Annotated in this window: 20 protein-coding genes and 2 pseudogenes; 9 read left to right on the forward strand and 13 right to left on the reverse strand. The window is 56.9% G+C overall.

The window, feature by feature from the left end:
* Positions 1 to 3: 3 nt before the first annotated feature.
* The 3 genes and pseudogenes from ACXPVS_RS09815 to ACXPVS_RS09825 form a co-directional block, all read left to right on the forward strand.
* A complete protein-coding gene (locus tag ACXPVS_RS09815; RefSeq protein WP_458509742.1) occupies positions 4 to 687 on the forward strand; it encodes an ABC transporter ATP-binding protein in 684 nt (227 codons plus the stop codon).
* Positions 687 to 3,191, forward strand: a complete 2,505-nt coding sequence (locus ACXPVS_RS09820) for an ABC transporter permease (protein WP_458509743.1) — start codon at positions 687 to 689, stop codon at positions 3,189 to 3,191. The genes ACXPVS_RS09815 and ACXPVS_RS09820 overlap by 1 nt, the downstream gene beginning before the upstream one ends.
* A gap of 34 nt (positions 3,192 to 3,225) precedes the next feature.
* A pseudogene (locus ACXPVS_RS09825) lies at positions 3,226 to 3,394 on the forward strand (transcription elongation factor GreB); the annotation flags it as partial.
* Positions 3,395 to 3,485: 91 nt separating this feature from the next.
* On the opposite strand, the gene greB reads toward ACXPVS_RS09825, so the two are convergent.
* The 8 genes from greB to ACXPVS_RS09865 form a co-directional block, all read right to left on the reverse strand.
* Positions 3,486 to 3,959, reverse strand: a complete 474-nt coding sequence (gene greB / locus ACXPVS_RS09830; RefSeq protein WP_458509744.1) for a transcription elongation factor GreB — start codon at positions 3,957 to 3,959, stop codon at positions 3,486 to 3,488.
* Between the two features lie 809 nt (positions 3,960 to 4,768).
* Positions 4,769 to 6,271, reverse strand: a complete 1,503-nt coding sequence (gene nhaC, locus ACXPVS_RS09835; protein ID WP_458509745.1) for a Na+/H+ antiporter NhaC — start codon at positions 6,269 to 6,271, stop codon at positions 4,769 to 4,771.
* 117 nt (positions 6,272 to 6,388) lie between these two features.
* Positions 6,389 to 7,291, reverse strand: a complete 903-nt coding sequence (locus tag ACXPVS_RS09840; protein WP_458509746.1) for a bifunctional 5,10-methylenetetrahydrofolate dehydrogenase/5,10-methenyltetrahydrofolate cyclohydrolase — start codon at positions 7,289 to 7,291, stop codon at positions 6,389 to 6,391.
* The gene (purU, locus tag ACXPVS_RS09845) at positions 7,263 to 8,111 is read right to left on the reverse strand and encodes a formyltetrahydrofolate deformylase (protein ID WP_458509766.1); all 849 of its coding nucleotides are present in this window, start codon (positions 8,109 to 8,111) and stop codon (positions 7,263 to 7,265) included. Before purU ends, ACXPVS_RS09840 begins: the two co-directional genes overlap by 29 nt.
* A 47-nt stretch (positions 8,112 to 8,158) precedes the next feature.
* Complete coding sequence (locus tag ACXPVS_RS09850; RefSeq protein WP_458509747.1) at positions 8,159 to 8,749, reverse strand: sarcosine oxidase subunit gamma; 591 nt, start codon at positions 8,747 to 8,749, stop codon at positions 8,159 to 8,161.
* The gene (locus tag ACXPVS_RS09855; protein WP_458509748.1) at positions 8,742 to 11,744 is read right to left on the reverse strand and encodes a sarcosine oxidase subunit alpha family protein; all 3,003 of its coding nucleotides are present in this window, start codon (positions 11,742 to 11,744) and stop codon (positions 8,742 to 8,744) included. The genes ACXPVS_RS09850 and ACXPVS_RS09855 overlap by 8 nt, the downstream gene beginning before the upstream one ends.
* Positions 11,741 to 12,025 carry a sarcosine oxidase subunit delta gene (locus ACXPVS_RS09860; RefSeq protein ID WP_458509749.1) on the reverse strand — a complete coding sequence of 95 codons (285 nt, stop codon included), beginning with the start codon at positions 12,023 to 12,025 and terminating at the stop codon, positions 11,741 to 11,743. The genes ACXPVS_RS09855 and ACXPVS_RS09860 overlap by 4 nt, the downstream gene beginning before the upstream one ends.
* 23 nt (positions 12,026 to 12,048) lie before the next feature.
* On the reverse strand, positions 12,049 to 13,302 hold the full coding sequence (locus ACXPVS_RS09865; RefSeq protein WP_458509750.1) for a sarcosine oxidase subunit beta family protein: 1,254 nt from the start codon (positions 13,300 to 13,302) through the stop codon (positions 12,049 to 12,051).
* Positions 13,303 to 13,501: 199 nt separating this feature from the next.
* On the opposite strand from ACXPVS_RS09865, the gene ACXPVS_RS09870 reads away from it, so the two are divergent.
* Complete coding sequence (locus tag ACXPVS_RS09870; RefSeq protein ID WP_458509751.1) at positions 13,502 to 14,410, forward strand: LysR substrate-binding domain-containing protein; 909 nt, start codon at positions 13,502 to 13,504, stop codon at positions 14,408 to 14,410.
* 12 nt (positions 14,411 to 14,422) lie between these two features.
* Positions 14,423 to 14,535: pseudogene (locus ACXPVS_RS09875) on the forward strand (GreA/GreB family elongation factor); the annotation flags it as partial.
* A gap of 18 nt (positions 14,536 to 14,553) precedes the next feature.
* On the opposite strand, the gene ACXPVS_RS09880 reads toward ACXPVS_RS09875, so the two are convergent.
* The 3 genes from ACXPVS_RS09880 to ACXPVS_RS09890 form a co-directional block, all read right to left on the reverse strand.
* Positions 14,554 to 14,862 carry a class I SAM-dependent methyltransferase gene (locus tag ACXPVS_RS09880; RefSeq protein WP_458509752.1) on the reverse strand — a complete coding sequence of 103 codons (309 nt, stop codon included), beginning with the start codon at positions 14,860 to 14,862 and terminating at the stop codon, positions 14,554 to 14,556.
* Between the two features lie 247 nt (positions 14,863 to 15,109).
* Positions 15,110 to 15,544 carry a DoxX family protein gene (locus ACXPVS_RS09885; protein WP_095128917.1) on the reverse strand — a complete coding sequence of 145 codons (435 nt, stop codon included), beginning with the start codon at positions 15,542 to 15,544 and terminating at the stop codon, positions 15,110 to 15,112.
* Positions 15,545 to 15,647: 103 nt separating this feature from the next.
* Positions 15,648 to 17,069, reverse strand: a complete 1,422-nt coding sequence (locus tag ACXPVS_RS09890; RefSeq protein WP_458509753.1) for a transglycosylase SLT domain-containing protein — start codon at positions 17,067 to 17,069, stop codon at positions 15,648 to 15,650.
* Between the two features lie 235 nt (positions 17,070 to 17,304).
* On the opposite strand from ACXPVS_RS09890, the gene ACXPVS_RS09895 reads away from it, so the two are divergent.
* Entirely contained in the window at positions 17,305 to 18,111 is an 807-nt protein-coding gene (locus tag ACXPVS_RS09895; protein WP_458509754.1) for a TatD family hydrolase, read from the forward strand.
* 57 nt (positions 18,112 to 18,168) lie between these two features.
* On the opposite strand, the gene ACXPVS_RS09900 is transcribed toward ACXPVS_RS09895, so the two are convergent.
* Positions 18,169 to 19,398 (reverse strand): acyl-CoA dehydrogenase, encoded by a 1,230-nt coding sequence (locus tag ACXPVS_RS09900; RefSeq protein WP_458509755.1) that lies wholly within the window; start codon positions 19,396 to 19,398, stop codon positions 18,169 to 18,171.
* Between the two features lie 165 nt (positions 19,399 to 19,563).
* Here ACXPVS_RS09900 and ACXPVS_RS09905 point away from each other — a divergent pair, with 165 nt between their 5' ends.
* The 3 genes from ACXPVS_RS09905 to ACXPVS_RS09915 all read left to right on the forward strand — a co-directional run bounded on the left by ACXPVS_RS09905 (position 19,564) and on the right by ACXPVS_RS09915 (position 21,966).
* On the forward strand, positions 19,564 to 20,493 hold the full coding sequence (locus ACXPVS_RS09905; RefSeq protein ID WP_458509756.1) for a LysR family transcriptional regulator: 930 nt from the start codon (positions 19,564 to 19,566) through the stop codon (positions 20,491 to 20,493).
* 94 nt (positions 20,494 to 20,587) lie between these two features.
* Positions 20,588 to 20,989 (forward strand): MerR family transcriptional regulator, encoded by a 402-nt coding sequence (locus ACXPVS_RS09910; RefSeq protein ID WP_458509757.1) that lies wholly within the window; start codon positions 20,588 to 20,590, stop codon positions 20,987 to 20,989.
* Positions 20,990 to 21,066: 77 nt separating this feature from the next.
* The gene (locus ACXPVS_RS09915; RefSeq protein WP_458509758.1) at positions 21,067 to 21,966 is read left to right on the forward strand and encodes a hydroxymethylglutaryl-CoA lyase; all 900 of its coding nucleotides are present in this window, start codon (positions 21,067 to 21,069) and stop codon (positions 21,964 to 21,966) included.
* A gap of 706 nt (positions 21,967 to 22,672) precedes the next feature.
* On the opposite strand, the gene ACXPVS_RS09920 is transcribed toward ACXPVS_RS09915, so the two are convergent.
* Positions 22,673 to 24,676 carry an acyltransferase family protein gene (locus tag ACXPVS_RS09920; RefSeq protein WP_458509759.1) on the reverse strand — a complete coding sequence of 668 codons (2,004 nt, stop codon included), beginning with the start codon at positions 24,674 to 24,676 and terminating at the stop codon, positions 22,673 to 22,675.
* Positions 24,677 to 25,543 lie beyond the last annotated feature (867 nt).

Consider the following 25,543-nt stretch of genomic DNA (forward strand, 5'->3'; position numbering starts at 1 on the left):
TCCATGGGCGCAAGCATTCTCACCGCGAAGAACCTCAGTAAAGTGGTTCCCAGCGCGGAAGGTGAACTGACTATCCTGCACGAACTCAGCCTGGAACTGAACAAGGGCGACAGCCTGGCCATTGTCGGCGCCTCCGGTTCCGGCAAATCCACCCTTCTGGGCTTGCTCGCTGGTCTCGACCTGCCGAGCAGCGGCGAAGTGACCCTCGCCGGGCAAGCCCTGAGCAATCTCGATGAAGACCAGCGCGCCCGTATCCGGGCTGAGCATGTTGGTTTTGTGTTTCAGTCCTTTCAGTTGCTCGACAGCCTCAACGCCCTGGAAAACGTGATGCTGCCGCTGGAACTCGATGGCCGCAAAGACGCCAGGGAGCGCGCCACCGAGTTGCTGCGAAGGGTCGGTCTGGGCCAGCGACTGACCCATTCGCCACGCCAGCTTTCGGGTGGCGAACAGCAGCGCGTGGCGATTGCCCGTGCGTTTGCCGCAGAACCTGATGTGCTGTTCGCCGACGAACCCACCGGCAACCTCGACAGCCACACCGGCGAGCGCATCAGCGATCTGCTGTTCGAACTCAACCAGGAACGCGGTACAACCCTGGTGCTGGTGACCCACGACGAACGCCTGGCACATCGCTGCCGGCGCCTGATCCGCCTTGAAGCCGGCCTGCTGGTCGCCCCTCTGGAGCCTTGATGGCACGCCTGCCGCTGTTGCGCCTGTTCAGTCTTGCCATCCGTCAATTGCTGCGCGACGCCCGCGCCGGTGAGTTGCGTGTGTTGTTTTTTGCCTTGATGGTTGCCGTTGCGGCAAGTACCGCCATCGGCTACTTCGGCGCCCGCCTGAACGGCGCCATGATGCTGCGCGCCACCGAGTTTCTCGGTGCCGACTTGCTGCTTGAAGGCAGCTCTCCCGCGCGCCCCGAACAAATTAAAAGCGGCACGGAACTGGGCCTCGAACACGCTCAAGTGGTCGAGTTTTCCAGCGTCATCGCCACTGACAATGGCATTCAGTTGTCCAGCGTCAAAGCGGTAGACGACGTCTACCCACTGCGCGGCGAACTGAAAAGTGCCCCGACGCCCTTCGCCCCGGAAGAACCCGGTGGAGGACCGAAACCCGGTGAAGCCTGGGTCGAAGCGCGACTGTTGACTGCGCTGGACCTAAAGATCGGCGACAGCATCGACGTCGGCATGCGAACCCTCAAACTGGCGCGAGTGCTGACCTACGAACCGGACCGCGCCGGCAATTTCTACAGCCTGACGCCGAGGGTGCTGATCAACCTCAGCGACCTCGCCGCGACCGGCGTGGTGCAACCCGGCAGCCGGGTCAGTTACCGCGAACTCTGGCGCGGCAAAGCCGAAGCGCTGGAGATCTATCGTCAATTGATCAAACCCGGTCTGGCCGCCAACCAGCGTTTGCAGGATGCCCGCGATGGCAATCGACAGATCGGCGGTGCCTTGGGCAAGGCCGAGCGTTACTTGAACATGGCCAGTCTGGTGGCGGTTCTGCTGTCCGGTGTGGCGGTGGCGCTGTCGGCGACGCGCTTCGCCACTCGCCGATTCGATGCCAGTGCATTGCTGCGTTGCCTGGGGCTGTCCCGACGGGAAACCATGGTGTTGTTCAGCGTGCAGCTGACGGTGCTCGGGCTGCTCGCCAGTATCAGCGGCGCCCTCATCGGCTGGTTCGCACAGTTGGGCCTGTTCGCGCTGCTGCATGATTTATTGCCGACCGATGCTCCGCCGGGCGGTCTATTTCCGGCCATCGCCGGGATCGGCATCGGGCTGGTGGCGCTGGCCGGTTTTGCTTTGCCGCCACTGGCGGCGCTGGGCCGGGTACCGCCATTGCGGGTACTGCGTCGGGACATGCTGCCGATTCCTTCCAGCACCTGGATGGTCTACGGCGCGGCATTGGGCGCCCTCGGACTGATCATGTGGCGTCTGAGCCTGGACCTGGTATTGACCTTCGCCCTGCTCGGTGGCGGTGTGATCGCGGCGTTGGTGCTTGGCGGCTTACTGTTGCTGCTTCTGAAGAGCCTTCGTCGAATGCTGGCGCGTGCCTCTTTGCCATGGCGCCTGGGGCTGGGCCAATTGCTTCGCCATCCACTGGCGGCAGCGGGACAATCCCTGGCCTTCGGTTTGATTCTGCTGTCCATGGCGCTGATCGCATTGCTGCGCGGCGAGTTGCTGGACACCTGGCAGAACCAGCTGCCGAAAAACGCGCCTAACTATTTCGCGCTCAACATTCTGCCGGCGGACAAACAGGCGTTCATCGATCGCCTGATCAAACTGTCGGCGCAATCGGCGCCGCTATACCCGGTGGTACCTGGACGGCTGATCAGCGTCAACGGCGAACCGGTACAGGAAATCGTCAGCAAGGATTCGGCCGGTGATCGAGCGATCCAGCGTGACCTGAGCCTGACCTGGGCGGCGGATTTGCCGGCGGGCAACAAACTCACTGCGGGTAACTGGTGGGCCGAACAGACGCCGGACGAAATTCCGGGTGTATCGGTGGAAGGTAAAGTCGCCGAAAGCCTGAAGCTCAAGCTCGGCGATCACATGGTGTTTACCGTGGGCGGCGTCAATCGAGAAGCGAAAGTCACCAGCCTGCGAGAGATCAACTGGGACAACTTCCAGCCTAACTTCTTCATGATCTTCCAGCCCGGCACGCTGAAGGATCTGCCGGCGACCTACCTGACCAGTTTCTATTTGGCGGCGGGTCATGATCAGCAGATCGTGGATCTGTCCCGGGCTTTCCCGGCGGTGACCATCTTGCAAATTGAAGCGTTGCTCGAACAGCTGCGCAGCATCCTCGCCCAAGTCACCCTGGCGGTGGAGTACGTGCTGTTGTTCGTGTTGGCGGCGGGGATGGCCGTGTTGTTCTCAGGCTTGCAGGCGACGCTCGATGAACGCATTCGCCAAGGCGCCTTATTGCGAGCGTTGGGCGCCGAGCGGCAACTGCTGGTCAAGGCAAGAAGGATTGAGTTCGGTTTGCTTGGGGCGGTCAGCGGATTGTTGGCAGCGCTGGGTTCAGAACTGGTAAGTCTGGTGCTCTACCGCTACGCCTTCGACCTGCCGTGGCACCCGCATCCATGGTTGCTGGTACTGCCACTGATCGGAGCAGTGCTGATCGGAGGTGCCGGCGTGTTCGGCACACGTCGCGCGCTGAACACCAGCCCCCTGACAGTCTTGCGCGAGGGTTGATAGACTCAAGCGCTCTCTACCACAAGAAGTTGCCATGAGCCGTTATCGCCCTCCCCGCACCGCTGGCACCGCGCTGATCACCCCTCGAAGGTGAAGCGCGAATGCGGGCCGAGTTTCATGAACGCTGGCATGTTTGGCGGCCGCAGGTGACACAGTCAGTCAGCGAGGCCGCGGCACAGGGCGATCGCTCGGAAAACGCCGAAAACAATCAAGAACCCTACCTACCATACTAAATCTTCTACAAGCCTTTAAATTCACGGTCCTACAAATAGTACACATACTCATATTTTCTTACTATTTGAGGTATGTCACCTGATTGATCCACCAAAGAATTTCTCCGTTTGGGGTCTGCACAACGGCCTCGTCGCCTTCTTTTTTCTTCAAAAGCGCACGTGCCATAGGCGAATCAATGGAGATGTAATCGTTACGACCGTAGATTTCATCGTACCCGACCACCCTGAATTTCTTGATCTCACCGGCCTCGTTTTCGACCTCAACCCACGCCCCAAAAAACACCTGCCCCTCCTGCTCGGGGGAGTAATGAACAACCCGAACGTCCTCCAGACGTTTGCGCAGATACCTGACCCTTCGATCAATTTCTCGCAGAAGCTTCTTGTTGTATTGGTAGTCCGCATTTTCGCTCCGATCACCCAGAGACGCTGCCCAGGTTACTTTCCTGGTGGTGTCAGGCCGCTTCTCCCTCCATAGATAGTCCAGCTCCTTCTTCAGGGCTTCATGTCCCTCTGCAGTGATGATGTTGGTACTCACAAGATGCCCCATATCCGATTCATTCGCTGATCACGCTTCCCTACCTTTGCAATCCCGCTCGCTCATGAGCAAGCGTCTCAATTATCCACTGACACACGTCGCCGCAATCGGTCATTCTCATCCAATACGAACTGCCGCGACCAGATGGCAGCTCAGAATTGCATCGTTAGGATCCAGAGTCCGGACATCCGCCAAACCATCGCTCTGCGCCAAAAGACCAACACGGCACCTTCGAACTCCTTCTGCTGGGTAGCGGCGTGTAAACAATCCGCCTCGAGTGTCATAACCCCATTTCCAATAAATCTCAATTTCTCGCTTCGCGTAAGTGATCGAATCGCCGTTCCAGAGCGTCCCCCACCGGTGATTCCACGTGTCACTTACCAACCGGTTGCGACTGAGATGCGAGGTGAGTGAATCGAACTCCGGCACCTGACCGCCTTCCAGTGCTACCGAGCATTTACGAAACTGGTAGCTCTCCACGGAAAACCGGATATCACCCTTGAGGTGCGATAGGAAATCTTGCGAAGGAACGCGCGTCGGGTTGAAAACAATCGGAGAGCGATCCTGGTTTTCGGCCGACTTGGAGTTTTTTGAACCTCAAGCAGCGAGGGCATCAAAAATCGGTGGGTACTTCAGACCTTCCTTAACGGCTTCAGCATCCTCAAGCCTCAAGCCTCAAGCCTCCAGCTATTGAGCGCTGTCCTTGCCCGAAACGGAGCAAAGGGCCGGGCTTCTAGGAACGGCCGGCCCTGGGTTGCAGCGGGTACCTAGCAGCAGGCACTCAAGGCGGTGTCAGTCGTGCGTCGGCCTCAGTCGGCGACAGGTGCTGCGCGGTAGCCCGACTCGGACTGATTGAAGGTCTGGATCGCCTCGCCCTGCGCCTTCCAGTTTGCGCGCTCCTGCTCAGTAGCCTTGGGCGAGAACCAACCAAGGTAGGCATAGGTGATGCCGATCACCGGTGACAACCAGCAGGCGAAGGCCAGCGGGATATACAGCAGGTTTTCCAGGTTACCGTCCGCCACGCCGAGACCGAGGGAGGCAATGACGACGGCGCCGCCGGCATTCCACGGTACCAGGGGGGATATCAGGGTGCCGCCTTCCTCGATTGCGCGAGACAGGTTGAGGGTCGAGTAACCCTTGCCACGGTAGGCCGGAGCAAACATGCGGCCAGGCAGGGCGATGGAAAGATAGGGGTCGCCGGCGACCAGGTTGGTCGCAATCGAGGTGCCAATGGCGGCGGTTTGCATGCTGCCGAAGCTGCGAGTCCGCCTCAGAATCGCCTCGACAATCACCTCAAGGCAACGGGTACGCTCGAGGGCGCCGCCCAAGGCCAGGGCGATCATCACCAAGGTGATGACCCAGGCCATGGACTGGATTCCGCCGCGGTTGAGCAGGCTGTCGATGTCCTTGATCCCGGTGTTAAGGCTGTAGCCGCTCTGCATGTAGGTGAAGACGTCATGCAAGTTGGCACCCTGGTAAATCATGGCCAGGATGCCGCCGGCGATGGCACCGGCAAACAGCGAGGGCAAGGCCGGCATTTTCTTCAGAGCCAGTCCAACGACCAGTAGAGGGGGGAGCAACAGCACCCAGGACAGTTCGAAGTTCTGCGCGATGCCTTTGGTGATCAGGTCGAGCTTGCTGGAGTCGACGTCATTAGCTGCGATGAGGTTGAAGCCGACCAGCAGATAAATGACCAGGGCAATCAGCATGGAGGGGATGGTGGTCGGCAACATATTGCGGATGTGGTCGAACAGGTTAACACCGGTGACAGCAGGGGCCAGGTTAGTGGTATCGGACAACGGCGATATCTTGTCGCCGAAGAACGCACCGGAAACGACGGCGCCGGCCGTCCAGTACATCGGTACGTCGAAGCCCGCACCTATGCCCATGAGGGCCAGTCCGATGGTGCCGACCGTACCCCAGGACGTACCAAGGGACACAGATACCACCGAGCACATAAGCATGGCCACGGCGAGAAAGACCTCGGGCGACAACAACTTGAGGCCGCCGTAGATCATCAGAGGAACGGTGCCGCTGGCGATCCAGGTACCGATGATCATGCCGACCACCATGAGGATGCCGATCGACTGCAGGCCGATGGACACCACGAGCAACGAGCCTTCCTCGATGTCCTTCCAACGATAACCCTGACACCAGCCGATCAGGGCGGTAATTGCCAGGCCGATGGCCAGGGGGACGTGGGGAGTAAAGTCGCCGTAGTAGAACAACTGGATCCCCAATACCCCGAGCGTGAGGACGATCGGGATTAAGGCGAGGGCGAGCGAGGGGCGAGAGTAGTTATTTGTGGGCATGAGCTTCCTCCAGGGATGAATCGTCTGGCTGAACCAGCGACCTTTTTGTAGTTTTTGGAAGCCTCAACCTAGGGGCGCTCTGAAAAACACTTTCAGAGCGCCCCTAGGTGATCTTCTTCAGTGCTGAGCGTTCTTGCTTCTAGCCCTTAACCCTGCCTCCAACGTGTTGCGCATGAGCATTGCAATGGTCATTGGGCCAACACCGCCAGGTACTGGCGTAACTGCAAAAGCACGTGTCAGCGCTGCCTCATAATCAACGTCGCCAACCAAGCGTGACTTACCATCACTGTCGATTCGGTTGATGCCAACATCGATGACCACTGCTCCAGGTTTGATCCAATCAGCCGTAATCAGCTTTGGAACACCCACAGCGGCGATGAGTATGTCTGCCTGCCGACCGACAGCGGCAGGATCTGGCGTATGACTGTGAACGATCGTCACGGTGCAGTTTTGCTGTAACAGAAGGCTAGCCATCGGCTTACCAACGATGTTCGAGCGCCCGACGATCACCGCGTGTTTACCACTCAAGTTATTGCCTAACACTTGATGAATGAGCACAAGCGCACCCGATGGAGTGCACGGGATTAATGCGTCACTCACGTTGCCAGTCGCTAGGTGACCGACGTTCATGCAGTGAAAGCCATCAACATCTTTCAGTGGATCGATTGCCTGGATCACTTTTGACGCATCGATATGCCGTGGCAAGGGCAGTTGGACGAGAATGCCGTGAATTTCAGGGTCACCGTTCAGCTTCGTTATCAGTGATAACAAATGTTCTTCGGGTGTCTCTTCCGATAAGTCGTACTGCCGGGATAGAAACCCGCATGCCTCGGCCTGCACGCTTTTGTTCCTAACGTACACAGCACTGGCGGGATCACTGCCCACCAATATAACGGCCAATCCCGGCCTGAATCCTTCAAGCTCGACGCGTTGACGAACCTCACTCAACACCTTTTGAGCGGCTGCTTTACCGTCAATGACAATCGGGGAATCAGCGGAAAATGACGGTGCGATCTTCATTGAGCAAGATCCTGTGTTCGAGGTGGAGTTTGACTGCGCGGGACAGTACCTGACACTCAGTGTCGCGCCCGATGGCAACCATTTCGTCTGCCGTTACTGCGTGATCGATTCGCTGCACGTTCTGCTCGATGATCGGCCCTTCATCCAGATCAGCTGTCACATAGTGAGCCGTCGCACCAATGAGTTTCACGCCGCGCTTGTGGGCTTGGTGATAGGGGCGTGCGCCTTTGAAGCTCGGCAAAAACGAGTGGTGAATGTTGATGACCTGACCGGCCAGCTCGCGCGATAAATCATCGGTCAATACCTGCATGTAGCGGGCAAGTATGACGAGGTCGATCTTTTGCTCACGAACCAGCTCAAGAAGGCGTTCTTCCTGCGCAACCTTGTTCTCGGCGTTGACCGGCAGATGGTAGAAGGGAATGCTTTCGTGTTCAGCACGACGCTCGAAACGGTCGTGGTTGGATACGATTGACACCAGCTCCATCGGCAGTTGCTGGATGCTGTTGCGGTACAGCAGGTCATTCAGGCAGTGACCCAGCTGCGACACCATGATCATGACGCGCGGTTTGACGTCCATGTCATAGGCCTTCCACTCCATGCCGTAAGCCAGCGCTACCGGCTCAAAACCGTTGCGAAAATCATCCGCCGTCATGCCATGGCCCAGCACGAAACACACCCGCATGAAAAATCGATTGTTGTCCGTATCAACGTATTGCCCACTCTCCATGATGTTTCCGCTTTGTGCGGCGATGAAGTTACCAACAGCGGCGACGATTCCCTTTCGGTCATCACAGGCCAAGGTCAACACAAGCTTTCTCATGGGAGTCTCCTTTGACGGTACTGCTTTGGTTTGGACGGATTGAGTCTTCATGCCGAGTGCCCCTGGCTGAACTCCGCCGTGGCATGGCTGAGCAAGCGGAACACGTAGTTGGCAAACGAGAAGCGAACGAGAACCTGGAATCGGTAGGGTTCAACCCTTACGAACAGGCAGGGGATACCCTTGATGACCGACCCCACAACCTTTCCGACGGGAAAGGAGCGTGCGCCAAAGTTGTAGGGACAGACCTTGCCAAGACATGCCTCAACTTGCTCGCCTGACAGCTCCAAATAGCTGTAGGTGCCAGACGTATCGATGACCGCCAGGGTCTGGATCGAAGGGTCTGTGAGCCGCTCAAGCCAGTGCTGTTTGGCTCCAGGCGCACACACCAAGAGGCACTCATCCGGAGACACCCACAACAGTCGCGCCTTGTCTTCGCCGGTGTAGCTCAGCGGCTGTGAGGGAGCCTTGAGGCCCAGTCGTGCGTAGTCCTGCTCAACTGCCGGAGAGTGAAGCTCGCCCCGCAGGGTGATGAATCCGTGCTCACGCTTTTCGGAAATCGACAATTGCGCGGAGGCCAGGGCAGCCAACTCTTCCGTAAATGGCTCAAGGGCCGTGCGATAGCGTGCCAATTCAGACATTTTGACGTGCTCCCTCTTTGTCATAGAAAACGGTGTCGCTAACTTTGGCCGCAATCCGCAGGCCGCTGTGATGGGCTGCAAACACCTGTTGATCTAGCCGTTGACGCCCGCCCTCAAGCATCGCCAACGCAATAGACCGGTTGAGGATCGGGCTGAAGTAGCTGGAGGTCACATGGCCAATGGACGTCTTGCTCTCCACGGCATCAATGAGCTGTGATCCCTCAGGAATGACGGCCTTGGGGTCATCCGTGAGCAGTCCCACGAAATGCTTTCGATCAGGCTCTTTCATATAAGATCTTGCCAGCGCACGCTTGCCCAGGTGACTGTGTGGTTTCTTTTTCGACAAGATCCAGTTCATTCCCAGGTCCATCGGAGAGACCGAGCCATCGGTGTCTTGTCCTATGATCGGGAAGCCTTTTTCGGCCCGTAGAACGTGCAGGCTTTCAGTCCCATAAGGCGTAATGGAGTAAGGCTGGCCTGCACGATAGATCGCATCCCAGACGGCCTCGCCATAGTTGGCCTGTGCATTGATTTCATAGGCCAATTCACCGGAGAAGCTGATGCGCATGATCATCACCGGCACCCCGAGAATCTTCGATTCCCGCCAGTGCATGAAAGGAAACGCTTCATTCTCCACATGCAGCTCAGGGCAAAGGGACTTCAGAACAGCGCGGCTGTGTTCGCCCACCAGAGCGGTAGTGCTCCAGTGATCGGTCACCGACGTCAGGTAAACACGCAGGTCTGGCCATTCGGTTTTCAGCCACGCTTCGAGGCTCACGAACATGCTCGCAGCGCCGCCCGTGGTAGTGGTCATGATAAAGTGCTGGTCACCCAGGCACGCGGTCACTCCGTCGTCTATCACCATGCCGTTTTCATCAAGCATGACGGTATAGCGACACTGGCCACGCTTGATCGTCGACCAATCGTTGGGAAGGATGCGGTTGAGGAACTCGCGCACGTCGGGCCCTTGGATGTCAATCTTGCCAAGGGTCGAGGCGTCCATCATCGCGACGCCTTCACGAACGGCAAGGCACTCGCGGTGAACGGCTTCATGCAGGTCTTCACCCAAGCGGGGGAAGTACCATGGACGCTTCCACTGGCCGACGTTTTCCCATTCTGCCCCGTGAGCCAGATGCCAGAAATGCATCGGCGTGTGACGCTCTGGCAAGAACAGATCGCCCACGAACTCACCCGCGAGTGCGCCAAACGTGACCGGGGTATACGCCGGGCGGTAAGTGGTGGTTCCCACCAACGACATGGAGACCCCCATGACTTCACTCGCAATGGCCACACCCACGACATTACCCGTTTTGCCTTGGTCGGTGCCGAAGCCTAATGCGGTGTAACGCTTGATGTGTTCGATGCTGCGAAAGTTCTCGCGGATGGCCAAGGCGATGTCTTTCGACATCACATCGTTCTGCAAGTCCACGAACTGTTTGCCGTTCCAGCCGGGGCTGCGGAAAAAGGGAGCACAGTTGATAGAGTGGTCGGTATTCACAGACTCGGCAGGAGCCGCATTCTGCCCCATGACCATGAGTGTTTCCCGGGCAGCATTACGTCCTGAAGCCACACAGTCAGACGTTTGCACCAGGCCGATCAAGGCGCCCGCATAGCTACGATCCCTCCCATCGGTTATGGGCAAGAACGCGCATGCCTTGTCAGACCAGACCGGCTTGGCACCGGTATGGCAGTCAAGATGCACAACCGGACTCCAGCCACCCGCGATTGCGAGCAAGTCGGTTTCAATGCGTGAGATCCGGCCCGAGTTAATCCATGAACAATGAACGTCAAGGCTGACCGCTTGCAGCTCAACAGATTCCAGACGCCCATCTCCCTTGGCCGACATAACAGCGGTTCCGAGGTGGAGCGGAATGCGGTGCGTATTCAACAGCGAGGTTAGATCCGCCGAAATTGCAGCACGACAATCGATGACGGCGGTTACAGATTGCCCCCGCTGGAGCAGATCTTTAACCAGGGCGTAGCCACTGTCGTTGTTGGTGAACACGGTGACTGAGCGCCCCGGCAGCACACCTTGCAGCTGCACGTAACTTTGCAGTGCGCTCGCTTGGAAAATGCCTGGCAAATCGTTGTTGTCGAACGCCAACAGGCGCTCATGGGAACCGGTCGCAAGAATGACGCGTGCGGCACGAATCTTATGCAGGCGCTGTCTCACGCCCTCTTTACGACGGGCGATTGGCACATGATCCTGTACCCGCTCGAGCGCTTGAATCAGGTTGTGATCCATCAGCGCATAGGCTGTCGTGCGAGTAAGCAAGCGCACGTTGGACATTTTCTTCAGGCGAGCGATAGCGTCGGTAATCCACCGTGCAGCGGCTTCCCCCTCTACTTGTGCCTCTGCGTCCAAGAACCAATTGCCGCCCAGGCGCTGACGCTCATCGACCAGCACGACGGCGCAGCCCGACCGTCCAACTTCCAAAGCCGCAGCGAGTCCCGCCGAACCGCCGCCGACAATCGCTACATCCGCATGGATATGGTTATGGTCGTAGGTTTGCGCATCCACCTCGGTGGCTGACGGAGCGAATCCCGCCATTTGCCGCAGGAAGTGCTCGTAGTGAGGCCAGAGGCGCTTGGGCTTCTGGAAGGTTTTGTAGTAGAAGCCGACTGGCATGAAGCGGTGCAGCGGTTTGAACAATGCCTTGACGTCTTTCGGCCCAGCAGGATCCGCCGTTGCCGAGCGAGCACGCAGCCCTTCGTAAAGCTCGATTTCTGTCGCCTTGACGTTGGGTACGTAGTATCCCCCCTGCTCCAGGGCAACCAGCGCATTCGGCTCTTCGACACCGGCGGAGACGATGCCTCTTGGGCGTCCGTACTTGAAGCTGCGGCCAACGGTTTCCACGCCATTGGCCAGCAGTGCCGAAGCCAGGGTGTCTCCCGCCACCCCCTGGAGAGGGATGTCGTTCCACGTGAAGTCGATCACACGATTGCGATCCACCCATTCGTGGGCACCGGTACTGCTCATCCGAAATGTTTTCACTTTCGGCCTCCTTTTGGCGCTTCGGCCATCGTCCAGCTGCCATGGACTTCGTTGGTGACGTTGTTCCGGGCAGCGACCAGGAAATGGCGGCAACCGCCTGCGTGATACCAGTTCTCGTACATCAACCCCATGGGGTTTTCGCGCATGAATAGGTAGTCACCGAACTGCTCGTCGTTGAGTGCTTCCGGATCGAGGGGACGTTCGATAAAAGCTTCGCCCCGATAGACGAATTCCTCTTCGTCACGTAGCTCCCCGCAATGCGGGCAATGGATGCGTAACATGGTTGACCTGCGCTAAATAGGGATCAGTGGGCGACGCCGGCGGCGCCGTGCTCATCAATCAAATGCCCTGTGCTAAACCGCTCGATGCTGAAGGGTTCTGCCAGTGGATGGGGATGGTCGTTGGCGATGGTGGCTGCAAAGACGTGTCCAGATCCTGGCGTCGCCTTGAACCCTCCTGTGCCCCAGCCGCCGTTGACGTACAAGCCTTTCACCTTGGTCTTGCTGATGATCGGGCAGGCGTCCGGGCAGGTGTCAACGATGCCGGCCCATTGGCGGTTCATCCGGACACGGCTGAAGCAGGGGAACAGTTCGAGGATCGCTTGCGCGGTGTGTTCGATCACGTGGGGGCTGCCGCGCTGTGAATAGCCGTTGTAGCTATCGATACCCGCGCCTATGACCAGGTCGCCCTTGTCGGACTGACTGATGTAGCCATGCACGGCATTGGACATCACCACGGTATCGAGCACTGGTTTCATGGGCTCGGAGACAAAGGCCTGCAAAGGGTGACTGGATATGGGCAAGCGCACCCCAGCCTTGCTGGCCAGTACCGACGTGTGACCAGCCACCACAATCGCAACCTTGTCAGCCCTGATGACGCCCTGGTTGGTTTTGACCGCCTTGATCTGATCGTTCTCGCGCTCGAAATCGAGAACTTCGCATCCTTGGATGATGTCGACGCCCAGGCGCGACGCCGCTCGGGCGAACCCCCAGACCACGGCGTCGTGCCGAGCCGTGCCGCCGCGAGCTTGATAGGCGGCGCCCATGACTGGATAACGAGCATTGTTCGAAAGATTCAGGTAGGGGATCCGATCCTTCAGTTCGTCCAAACTCACCATTTCAGCGTCGATGTCATTGAGCACGTTCGCACTGACGCGACGCTCCATTTCACGCATGTCTTGCAGGCCATGACCTAGCGAGTAGATGCCGCGCTGACTGAACATGACGTTGTAGTTGATGTCTTGGGTCAGGTCTTCCCATAATTTTAAGGAATGCTCATAGAATCGGGAGGACTCATTCCACAGGTAGTTGGAGCGAACAAGGGTGGTATTGCGTCCCGAGTTCCCGCCCCCGATGTAGCCCTTTTCCAGAACTGCGACATTTCGGATGCCGTGGTTTTTTGCCAGGTAGTAGGCGGTTGCCAAACCATGGCCGCCCCCGCCTACGATGATCACGTCATACCGTGGCTTGATAGCTGTTGTAGCCCACGTTTCTGGCCAATTTCGGTGATTTGACAGGCCTTCTTTAAACAAACGCCAAGCTGAATATTGCATAACCATTCCTGTGTTCAGGGGAGCCGCAGCGGGGCTGCCGCAGCCCGCCAACAAGATTTCTGCATCCGTAATTGGATGCGGCTGATGGCTTCAATATCGAGGAACACAAGAAGGAGGACAATGGATATCTTGGCATCCTAGCGTGCCATTAAGGAATGTATTAGCATGACAGCCCTGTTAGGCTTGGCCATACGGTGCGCTCAGAATGAAGACCTCCTTTCGATTTCTCCCTCCGCTCGGTGCTTTGATTTTTTTCGAGGCGGCGGCACGCCTGGGGAGCTTCACCAAGGCAGCCGCAGAGCTCTTTGTTACCCAGAGCGCAGTTAGCAAGCAGATCCAGATGCTGGAAGAGAACCTTGGCGTTGCGCTCTTCTCCCGTGAGCCACGGATGGTGCAACTGACCGAGGCAGGTCGCCAGTTTCAAAACGATGTCACCGCTATTTTTCAGAACCTGAATGACTCGGTAGCACGCACACGGCGATGGTCATACGTGAAAAGCGTCACGGTCACCTGCACACATGCCGTTTCCCATTACTGGCTGTTCCCGCGCATTGCGCTTTTCAACGTGGAACATCCAGACATCACCATCAATATTTATGCCGTCAATGAGGTGACTGAGCAGTCCTGTTTGCAGTTTGATTTTGGAATCTTGAATGGCGACAACAAATGGCGTGCTCCGCTGGAGAGCCATCTGCTGTTCAAAGAGAGAATCTACGCGGTATGCCACGTCGACTACCCCCTGAATGGCAACCTCTCGCCAGAAGCGCTTCTCTCTGAGCGGCTCATTCACTTAGATCCCGGCGCATGGCACTGGCCGACGTGGATCAACTGGTTCGACAACTTTGGAATCGAGTATGCGATTCCAAAAAACGCTCAATTGTTCAACCAGGTCACTCTGGCGCTGAATGCCACACTTCAGGGAATGGGGATTGGCCTAGGCTGGGAATTCATGACTGAGGAGCTTCTGCGTAAAGGTGAAATACGCAGGGTCAGTGACTCGTTCTATGCCACGGGTATAGACGACTATCTCGTTCACTCTCGATCCCAATCACTGTCGGAGTCAGCTCGCACATTCAAAGAGTGGTTGCTCGCCAACGTCAGCCAAAGCGAATAATTGAGATATCGCATCGACTCACCACTGGCCCGCGCCCTGATCGGCAAGGTGCTGGACGCCGAGGTTCGGGCCAGACACCTGCCGGTGAGCAGTGCGTGTATATCGTGGCGATCGACTATCTTTGAGCCGCCGCGCTCTAAACCTCAACGGCGGGTGATCAGCCCCTGCCGGGCAACGCGAATCAATTGCTTGATCACTTCGGGGGCAGCCTTGAGGCTGGGCGATTGAATCACCGCCAGATCAAAACTGTCGCTGGCAAATCGAGCCAGCGATTCCCCCTCTTCGACAAACTGGATCAGGAAGGCCGCGGGTCCACCGGTGCGACGTGGCCAGCCATCGAGATAACGCAAGAGTGTCGGCTGATGTTTACCGCCAAGCAGGATTTTTGGATTGCGCTGGGTGAGGTGTGCCGTGATCGGCGCGGGGCGTATAACAGGGCTTAGTGCATTCATTGTGTCGTGTCTCGGCCTCAAAAGTCTGCATGGCAGGTGAGAGGCAACACCGAACCAGCGCTTTAGCGGTATTTCGAAGCCTGTTTCAAGCTTCTATCGGCAACTGAATGAGTCACCTGGCGCCCCGCAAGTAGCTGTTTAAATCGGCGCATGGGCAGCATCGTAGAGAAGCTGACCGGACAGTGTCAAGAATGACGAGCAACAAAAAGGCCCGCGCAATGCGAGCCTTTTCATTGAGTCAGAGCGGTCAGCCAGCGATAGCGCGGTCAGCCGAGAGCTTGCCGGCGCCTTCGATCAGCACCGCGATGCTGCCACCGAGCAAGGCCAGGGCGAATTCATAACCGTTGTTGGCCATGAACAAACCGTTAGGAAGGTGCACCGAAAAGATTGCCACCAGCGAAAGGAAGGTCAGACCGAGGGCTGCCGGACGAACAAGCAAGCCAATGATCAATGCCAGACCGGCGAAGAACTCGGTACCGCCCGCTAACGTCGCCATCAGATAGCCCGGCGCCAGGCCGATGCTTTCCATGTACTGCGCGGTGCCCGCCAGACCGTAACCACCGAACGCCCCGAAAAGTTTTTGCGAGCCGTGGGCAGCGAAGATGATGCCGACGAAGATCCGCAAGACAGTCAGGCCGTAGCCAGCGCGGGTAAACAGTACCTTGTTGATCAGTGTGCTCATGCTGTGTCATCCGTAGTCAGTGTGTGTTGGTTGGCCGCTATATTAATCAGTAAACCTCATGTTAAAAGCGCAATAAGCCCACCATAACAATCAGTTTATTCGATTATTTGCGTAAGGCAACTTTATGCCCCTGGGGCTCCAGCGATTCCCGCTCACGATCGAACGCCAAGTAATACTTGTTCACGCTATTAACATAGCTGACGGCGCCCATTCCCACCTGCTCCATGGCGATGCGTTCGACCTGGAAGAACCACTGATTGGGATTCAAACCGCGCCGACGGGCTTCGGCACGCATGCCCTGAACCCGCTCCGGCCCCATGTTGTAGGCCGCCAGCACGAACGCCATGCGCTCGCGCTCGTTGAGTTTGGGGCTGGCAAAGAACTTGCGACGAATCATCGCCAGATACTTCGCCCCCGCCTGCACATTGGCGTCGAGATTCTGAATGTTATTGACCCCCACCCGCTGGGCGGCGGACGGGGTAATCTGCATCAGGCCGGTAGGGCCGCTGCCACTACGGGCATTGGGTTGCAGGGCCGACTCCTTGAATGCCAGGGCCGCCAGATTCAACCAGTCCATACCTTGGGCATCGGCGTGTTTCTGCAGCACCGGTCGAAGTTTCTCGAGGCGCTGCCGATCAGCCTTGGCCAATGGATAGCGCACTTTATACAGACGCCTATAGATCCGCAGGAACGCGGCATCCTGATCCGATGGTTTTTTGTAACCGGTCAGGAAGCGATTAATGCTCGCGCGCAGCATTGAGGCATCGCGGCGCACGAACCAGAACTCTTCGCCCGGTTCACTGATGAGCACCTGCCGATCGAAACGCAATTTGGGCAGAATCTTGCCCCAGCGCTCGGCAATGGGTTGCTCGACGATCGTCAGGTGAAAGATTGCGCCCTGGACCATTTCCAGCACATCCTCGACCGCCAGACTGGGATCGACCCACTCGATTGTCACCGGTGGCAGCTTGAGCAACGCGAGCTTTTGATTGATCTGGCTGACCGCGTCCCCGGCGGCGCTGCCGGTGGGCAACGCCAGGGTTTTGCCGGAGAGTTGTTCGAAACGGGTGAAACGTCGCTCGCCTTTGATCCCCACCAATATCAACGGGATGTTACTGGCAATCGGTTCACTGGTGCTGACCCCGTGGCCCGGTTGCAGGTCCAGCAGTTCCCCTGGCGCTACCAGATCACCCTCGCCGCGCTGCAAAGCACCGATCAGTTGATCCTTGCCCTTGGGAATGATCTTGAGGGTAATTTCCTGACCGTCACGGGCGTGACCATTGAGGTACTGCTCGAAGGCACGCAAGCGGTGGTATTCAACACCGATGGCTTGGCCCTGGACCTCGCCGGAGCTGTTGCGGCTCTGGTTGACCAGCACCCGCAAGACACGACTGCTGCGGATCTGCGCCAAGTCGCGCGCTTTGGTCGACGGCACGGCTTGCAGCGGCCCGGCCAGACGCGCAACCGCCGACATCGGCAGCAGCAACGAACAACACAACAGTAGTAAAACCGAGGGACGTATCATCCACTCTCCAGAAAGAATACTGGGCCGATCCCAAGCGTTTTCATGAAATCGAACGACAGAAACAGAGCGTCTTGAGCGCTGGCAACGTGCGGAAGACTGGCACAGTGATGGCATTCAAGCCACCCTGACCGGTCTCGCGGCATCAAGAGACAGCTATAACTCGTTGTAGTTCTTGGCTTTTCTTATAAACCTACAGCTCTGATATGCTTTCCGGCCTTTGGTCCGAGGTAGCACCATGCAACTCATCGATATCGGCGTCAACCTGACCAACCCCAGTTTTGCCGACAAACACCAGGTGGTACTCGACCGCGCCTACGCTGCCGGGGTCTGCCAATTGGTGCTCACCGGCACCAGTGTCGAGGGCAGCGAACAGGCTCTGGAACTGTGTCGGCAACTGGACGAAACGGCTCAACGGCTGTTCGCCACCGCCGGCATTCATCCCCACTGCGCCAGCGACTGGAACGCCGACAGCGCCCAGCGTCTGCGCAGTCTGCTCAAGGAGCCAAACCTCGTGGCAGTGGGTGAATGCGGGCTGGATTTCAATCGTGATTTCTCGCCGCGCCCGCAACAGGAAAAAGTCCTCGAAGAGCATCTGGCGATGGCGGTCGAGCTGCAATTGCCGGTGTTCCTCCACGAGCGCGATGCCAGCCAACGCTTGCTGGAAATCCTTCGCGATTACCGTGATCAGCTGCCGGCCGCCGTGGTGCACTGCTTCACGGGCGAAAAGAAGGCGCTGTTCAGTTACCTCGATCTGGATTTGCACATCGGTATCACCGGCTGGATTTGTGATGAGCGCCGGGGCACGCACCTGCACCCGTTAGTGAAAGAGATCAAGCAGGGTCGGTTAATGCTGGAAAGCGATGCGCCGTATCTATTGCCGCGCACCCTGCGACCCAAGCCGAAGAATGGTCGCAACGAACCGGCGTATCTGACCGAAGTGTTGCGTGAAGTGGCGCTGCATCGCGGGGAGAGTGAAGAAGATCTGGCGGCTCACAGCACGGCGTGTGCGCGAGCATTCTACGGGTTGCCTTCTATTGATTAATGCAGCCTCAGCGCTATCGCGAGCCTGATCCAGGCCCGCGATACAAGCGCCGCGGTCTTATTGACCGCTACGCATCATCTCTTTAGGCACGTACTTGCCGATCTCGAATTTGCCGATCGCCGCGCGGTGCACTTCGTCCGGGCCGTCGGCCAGGCGCAGAGTGCGTTGCATTGCATACATGTACGCCAGTGGGAAATCGTTGGACACCCCTGCCCCGCCATGGATCTGGATCGCACGGTCGATCACCCGCAAGGCCACGTTCGGTGCGACAACCTTGATCTGAGCGATTTCGCTCTTCGCAATCTTGTTGCCGACGGTGTCCATCATGTACGCCGCTTTCAATGTCAGCAGACGTGCCATGTCAATTTCCATCCGCGAATCAGCAATCTTGTCGATGTTGCCGCCCAGACGTGCCAAAGGTTTACCGAACGCAGTACGGGTTACCGCCCGTTTGCACATCAGTTCCAATGCACGTTCGGCCATGCCGATTGAACGCATGCAGTGGTGAATCCGGCCCGGGCCAAGGCGACCCTGAGCAATTTCAAAACCGCGTCCTTCGCCCAACAGGACGTTTTCGTAGGGCACGCGGACGTTTTCGAACAGCACTTCGGCATGGCCGTGAGGTGCGTCGTCGTAACCGAACACGGGCAGCGGACGAACGATCTTCACGCCCGGAGCATCCACCGGCACCAGAATCATCGAGTGCTGCGCATGACGCGGCGCGTCAGGATCGCTCAAGCCCATGAAGATCAAAATCTTGCAGCGTGGATCGCAGGCGCCTGAAGTCCACCATTTTTTGCCGTTGATCACCCACTCGTCGCCATCACGTACAGCGCGAGCAGCCATGTTGGTGGCGTCGGACGAGGCCACGTCCGGCTCAGTCATGGCGAACGCCGAGCGGATCTCGCCACGCAGCAGCGGTTCGAGCCAGCGTTGCTTCTGTTCTTCGTTGGCGTAGCGCACCAACACTTCCATGTTGCCCGTGTCTGGCGCAGAGCAGTTGAACGGCTCGGGGCCCAGCAGCGAGCGGCCCATGATTTCTGCCAACGGCGCGTATTCGAGGTTGGTCAGACCCGCGCCGCGTTCGGACTCAGGCAGAAACAAATTCCACAGGCCTTCTGCCTTGGCCTTGAGTTTGAGCTCCTCCATGATTGCGGTCGGCTGCCAGCGATCGCCCTCGGCGACCTGGCGCTCGAACACCGCTTCGGCGGGATAAACGTAGGTGTCCATGAACGTGGTCACGCGCTCACGCAGTTCTTGCACCTTGGGCGAATAAGCGAAATCCATGGGCAGCTCTACCTTTTAACTGAGGGTTTAGAGGAGGTGTTCAGATCATGCAATCGATGCTAGAACAGCTACGAAAATTTACCTAGCCTATTCTCGGCGTGTATTAACATTCATCACCGATATATGATCGGCTTATCGAGAACCCAACAATAAGAGTGCAGCGCAATGAACCTGAGCAAGGTCGACCTCAACCTTTTCATCGTCTTCGACGCGATCTACACCGAAGCTAACCTGACCCGCGCCGGGCAAATTATCGGCATTACTCAACCGGCGGTCTCGAACGCTCTGGCCCGTCTGCGCGAAACCTTCAATGACCCGTTGTTCGTACGCACCGCCCAAGGCATGGTCCCGACGCCCATGGCGCAGAACATTATCGGGCCGGTGCGCAACGCCCTTTCCTTGCTGCGGGTGTCGGTGCAGGAAAGCCGTATTTTTAATCCATTGCAGGCGGTCAAGACCTACCGCATCAGCATGACCGACCTCACCGAAGCCGTGATCCTGCCGGCACTGTTTCAGCGCCTGCGGCGCCTGGCGCCGACGGTGATCATCGAAAGCTTTCTATCCAAGCGCCGCGAAACCACCAAGGAGCTGGCGGCCGGGCGTCTCGATTTCGCTGTCGACGCGCCACTTAACACTGACCCGCAAGTGCGCCATGTCAAGTTGATGGAAGACCGTTACGTGTGCGCCATGCGCAAGGGCCATCCGCTGGCGGGCAAAGAGAAATTCACCCTCGATGATTACCTGTCGCTGACCCACATCCATATCTCCAGCCGCCGCAGCGGTCTGGGCCATGTCGACCTGGCCTTGGGCAAAATGGGCATCCAGCGCAAGATCGCCCTGCGATCTCAGCATTACTTGATGGCGTCGCAAGTGTTGCAGCAGACCGACATGGTCATGACCGTGCCGGAACGCTTTGCCCGTCGCCATGATTTGTACTCGGTGAACCTGCCGGTCAACGATGTGCCGCCGGTAGAAACCCACCTCTATTGGCACGAAAGTACCGATCAGGACCCGGCCAACCGCTGGATGCGCGAGCAGATGATCGAGTTGTGCCAGCAGGTGACAGCACATGAGAAGAAGCTCGATAAGGTGTAGGAAACACCTGATAGACGAAGGATCAGGGCGCGATGCTTGACGTAAACGTCAACCTGACATTAGCTTAGCGCCATGACCTTTTTCGAGCGCTTCCATGAGCAACCAGACCTATAGCATTTCCGACCTCGCCCGCGAGCTCGACATCACCACCCGGGCCATTCGCTTTTATGAAGAGCAAGGCCTGCTCAGCCCCGAGCGACGCGGCCAGGAACGCATCTACTCGCCCCGTGACAAAGTCAGCCTGAAGCTGATCTTGCGGGGCAAGCGCATTGGTTTCTCCCTGGCCGAATGCCGTGAGTTGATCGAACTCTACGACCCCACCGGCGGCAATCAGAAACAGCTGCAAACCATGCTGACCAAAATCGCCGAACGCCGCGAACAGCTCGAGCAGCAAATGCTCGACATCGAACAGATGAAGCTGGAACTGGACACCGCGCAGGAGCGTTGCACCCAGGCGCTGGAACAAACCATCAAAAACCAGCAGACGGTTCAGTAGGTCAACACAACCCCCTGAGCGGGCTTGCTCCCACAGGGTTCTCCGAGCATTCAGACAATCAGCACAGGTCGAATCCCATGTCCCTACCCACTCACGTACGCCTGGTCGAAGTCGGCCCACGCGACGGTCTGCAAAACGAAGCCCAACCCATCAGCGTTGCGAACAAGGTGCAACTGGTCGACGCGCTGACCGTCGCCGGTCTCGGCTATATAGAAGTCGGCAGTTTTGTGTCGCCCAAATGGGTACCGCAAATGGCCGGTTCCGCCGACGTCTTCACACAGATCCAGCGCAAACCTGGCGTGACCTATGGTGCGCTTGCACCGAATATGCGCGGGTTTGAAGACGCCATCGCGGCCGGGGTCAAGGAAGTCGCGGTGTTCGCCGCCGCGTCGGAATCGTTTTCCCAGCGCAACATCAATTGCTCGATCAGCGAAAGCCTGGAGCGTTTCGTGCCGATCATGGACGCCGCCAGGCAACACGGTGTCAGCGTGCGCGGTTACGTGTCCTGTGTGCTGGGCTGCCCTTACGAAGGTAACGTCGCGCCAGAACAGGTCGCTCAAGTCGCTCGCGAGCTCTACGCGATGGGCTGCTATGAAGTTTCCCTGGGGGACACCATCGGTACCGGCACCGCTGGCGCGACCCGCAAAATGTTCGAGGTGGTGTCAGCCGACATACCCCGTGAAAAACTGGCCGGGCACTTCCACGACACCTACGGCCAGGCCATGGCCAACATCTACGCCAGTCTGCTGGAAGGCATCTCGGTGTTCGACAGCTCCATCGCCGGCCTTGGCGGCTGCCCATACGCCAAGGGCGCCAGCGGTAACGTTGCTACCGAAGACGTGGTTTACCTGCTCAATGGCCTGGGTATCGAAACCGGTATCGACCTGGACGCCTTGATTCTGGCGGGCCAGCAGATTTGCTCGGTGCTGGGGCGACCGACCGGTTCACGCGTGGCCAAGGCTCGTAGCGCACAGTGAGTGCGCGGATGTGACCGGGTGTTACCGCTGCGTTCGAAACGTGGGGCGCAAGCGAGTAACACGGAAACAAATTGTCGGGTTGCGACTGACTGAAAAATCCGCGAAAACTACAAGATGTTGATTTTAAAAGGTTTTTAAAAGTTGGCACGGCTTCTGCTATCTCTATTGCATAACAAGAACAAAAAAAGCGGCAAACCTAATAAAAATAAGACGTAACGACTCTGACATAACAAAAACAACACGACAGAGACGCAGCTAACAGATTTTTTTGGAGAGGATGTGCTTTTCAGGGTGCTTTTCGGAGTAACCCGCAACCGGGCAGAGAACAATAAAACTACCTTCAGGTAGCTCCCGAACTGGTTGGATCGCTTAGCGAAAAAGTAGATCAGCGCTCAAAAAAATACGTTTGCTCTTGATCCCGGATGGGGATCGACAAAAACAGCGGTAAAGGGTCACGGTTACCAAAAACAAAAACAGACCGCCCCTCAATAATAAAAAAAGAGCATGCGCAACGACAAAATTAAAGGGGAGCTTCGGCTCCCCTTTGTGCTTTCTGGGGTTTGGCTTTCACCTCCACCTTGCCTGAATAAGCCCCCCAGGAAACAACTTTAACGGCTCGCGCATTTCGAGCATCTGCCGGCCCTTGGCTGGCAATTTTTCAGCGATAGGGGCTCCACTTACCTGACTCCACGGGTACAGAGTCATGCTAGTAGCGTTCATGTTTAGTGCTCCTCCAGATCGTCAACACAACGCGTGTGAAGGATGGCGTCAGGACACGGTTACCATGGCCACTGAGATGATTCGAGTCGAAGAAGAGCGGCTTTCCATTACTGTCGAAAGCTGAACAGGTTTGCCCGGGACAAAGGAGCGGCAACGGATCCCAAACCGTAAGATCAGGGTGTTCACGTTTTAATAAGTCCAGCAGCTTCATTTGCGGGGCACGTAGTCGGTCGATCTGTGCGCGATCAATCGTCAGGCCCGGAGCGCAAACAGGGTTCATCGAGTTGAACCAGTCCGAACAACGATTGGGCGGTGCCTTGAACACTACCTTGGGTGCGTCAATGATGACGTGTACTTGTGCTGCCTTTAGTCTATCGAGAGTGGCTTCGGCAGAGACTCTAGCGCTCTGGCCCTTCTCCAGTGTCCGCTCGGAAAAAACCTCGTTCAATACCGTAACTTCTCCACGCGACCACTCCCGCCCATCAAGCTCGGGCATCCTCAGGGAGGCAAGGAAGACGATGTCGCCCGGTTTAGCTTGAGCCTCAATTTCTTTGAAGTTTGCTTCCCGACGTTCGGCACAATTGGCAGGGTCGGGGCCGATGAGCGTCACGACGCCACAGCCTCCCTGCTCATATTCCAGCACCTTGATACCAAGCGTCAGTCGCACGGTGTTGAGCATGGTGCGATAAGCAGCCGTATGTGAATCACCCACGACAAAGAGCTGACGCCCTTGCACCAGTGGATCCTCGATCTGGATAATTTCTTCGCGAGGGAAGTGTTTGTATGCATACCATTCATAGGTATCACGTGTTTGGCTGAGTGATAAGCGATCAGGGTTATCAGAGACCCACAGCGCCCCCCACCAGAGCAGGCCTACCGCCACCAGACTAGAAGCGACGGTAACCCACGCCCGGCTCTGCCAAAGCGACTTGCCGATGCGAATCGGCGTCTCGATCCAGTGATAAGAGGCTGCAGCAAGCGCAATAACAATGACCGGATAGATCAGCTGGACAGCGAGAAGCTCCAACCCTGTTGTCCACCGCAAGAAGACCGCTACTGGCCAATGCCAAAGATAGAGCGAATAGGACAGGCGACCAACGTAGACCATTAAGGGCGACTGCAGCGAGCGCTGCAGCAGGGAGGGGGCGCTTTCATCCTGCAGTACCACTGCAGTGATCATCAACACTGTTCCTAAAACCGTTGCCAGAGCCCAAGGGAAGGGAAACTGATGACGTCCAGCAAAAAGAAAACCAGCCAAGATCAGTGCAAGGCCTCCCGGCAGGAGGAAGCGAATGAACTTCTTGGATCGTGATGAGACGCGTCTTGCGCCAATGATTTGGAAGAGCATTGCACCTGCGGCCAATTCCCAGAACCGGCCAGGCAGTAGATAAAATGCAGACAGCGGATCGGCAGGTGTCTGATAGGCGCTGATCACCAGTGAAGCCAATGCCAGAAGCGGTAGCACAGCCCATACAATAGCGACCCGCTCCTTATAACGAAGCCATACGAAATAAATGACGGGAAAGATGACATAAAATTGCTCTTCCACACCCAGAGACCATGTATGTAGATAAGGGTTGAGCTCAGCACTCGGCGAAAAATAAGTGTCTGTATTCCACGCCAACACGAAATTGCTTAGACCAAAGAAGGCAGCAAGCCCGGTGCGACTAATCAGCTCGCTAAGCCAGAACTGCGGCATAAACATTGCCGAGGCAAGAAAGCTGACGGACAACACAACTAAAAGTGCAGGTAGGATGCGTAGAAAACGCCGACGGTAAAAATCCGCCAAGTAGCCGGCAAGGTTCAAATCGTTCCGCGCTGAAAGAGACTGACTGATCACATAACCTGATATGACGAAGAACATGTCGACCCCCGTAAAGCCACCCGGGAGAACACCTAAAAAATTAGCGTGAAAGACGATTACGGCGAGAACAGCGACGGCACGCAGGCCATCAATCGCAGGAATGTAAACTAAAGAGACCTTACGCACTATACCGATCCTTTTATCAGCTTCTAATTCTTTTTGAACCCGTATACCTTGGCCCACCCCCTATTGACTCTCCTATACAGAGAAAACAATAGCCGTTGCGTCCTCACACTGCGAGCGCACCAGACGCTGGCCATTCCTTTGCCCGAGGCTGCCTAAAGGCAGGGGCGATAGCGTCTACTTTTATTCGTGCCGCTGCCGTGAAATATGGTAACCCCATATTTCTGTCAAGGGCGTAGAACAGACGGCAACACACAATAATGGCGGTGCCAAACCTAAGGGCCAGCCTGAACATCAATGCAACATTTACTACTGTAAACAAGGACGAGCAAGCTCCGGCAGCGATGGGAAATGCAGCACCGTACAAATCGAAACGTGCAAATTCTACTCACATGAAAAAAAATACACCTCACCATATTGAACGAGTATTTAAAAATGACCGTAAATTTGCTATGGGCGAATCTCACAACGCCCCTCTAAAATCGGAACACTAATTTAGTTGAGATTAACGAACGCCAGCGACCGGACCATTGTAAATGACCAACTACCCTGACACCAAGGAACGCCTCGACCGACCAATAAAGACCCAGATTTAGTTTAATGCTGGAGCAGAATTTACGTCACAGAGGACGCATATGCCTGTTGGGCAGCAAGTCTGATTGTTGTGCTTTTTAAAGCACAGCACCGCTTGAAAAACTCTTCCATAACTCGATAAAGGCTCAACGTCGCGAGGCGCAAGTGGGGTAACGCTACAACAGCAAGTGATGGGAGGTAAGCGCGCCATAAACCCCACCTATTCAAAAAAAGATGAACCGTTCAGGATGTGTCATTCCGTTATTTCTTGTGCTTGATATCCACCACCGTCCCCGC

It is taken from the genome of Pseudomonas sp. Ma2-10 (genome assembly GCF_054330215.1).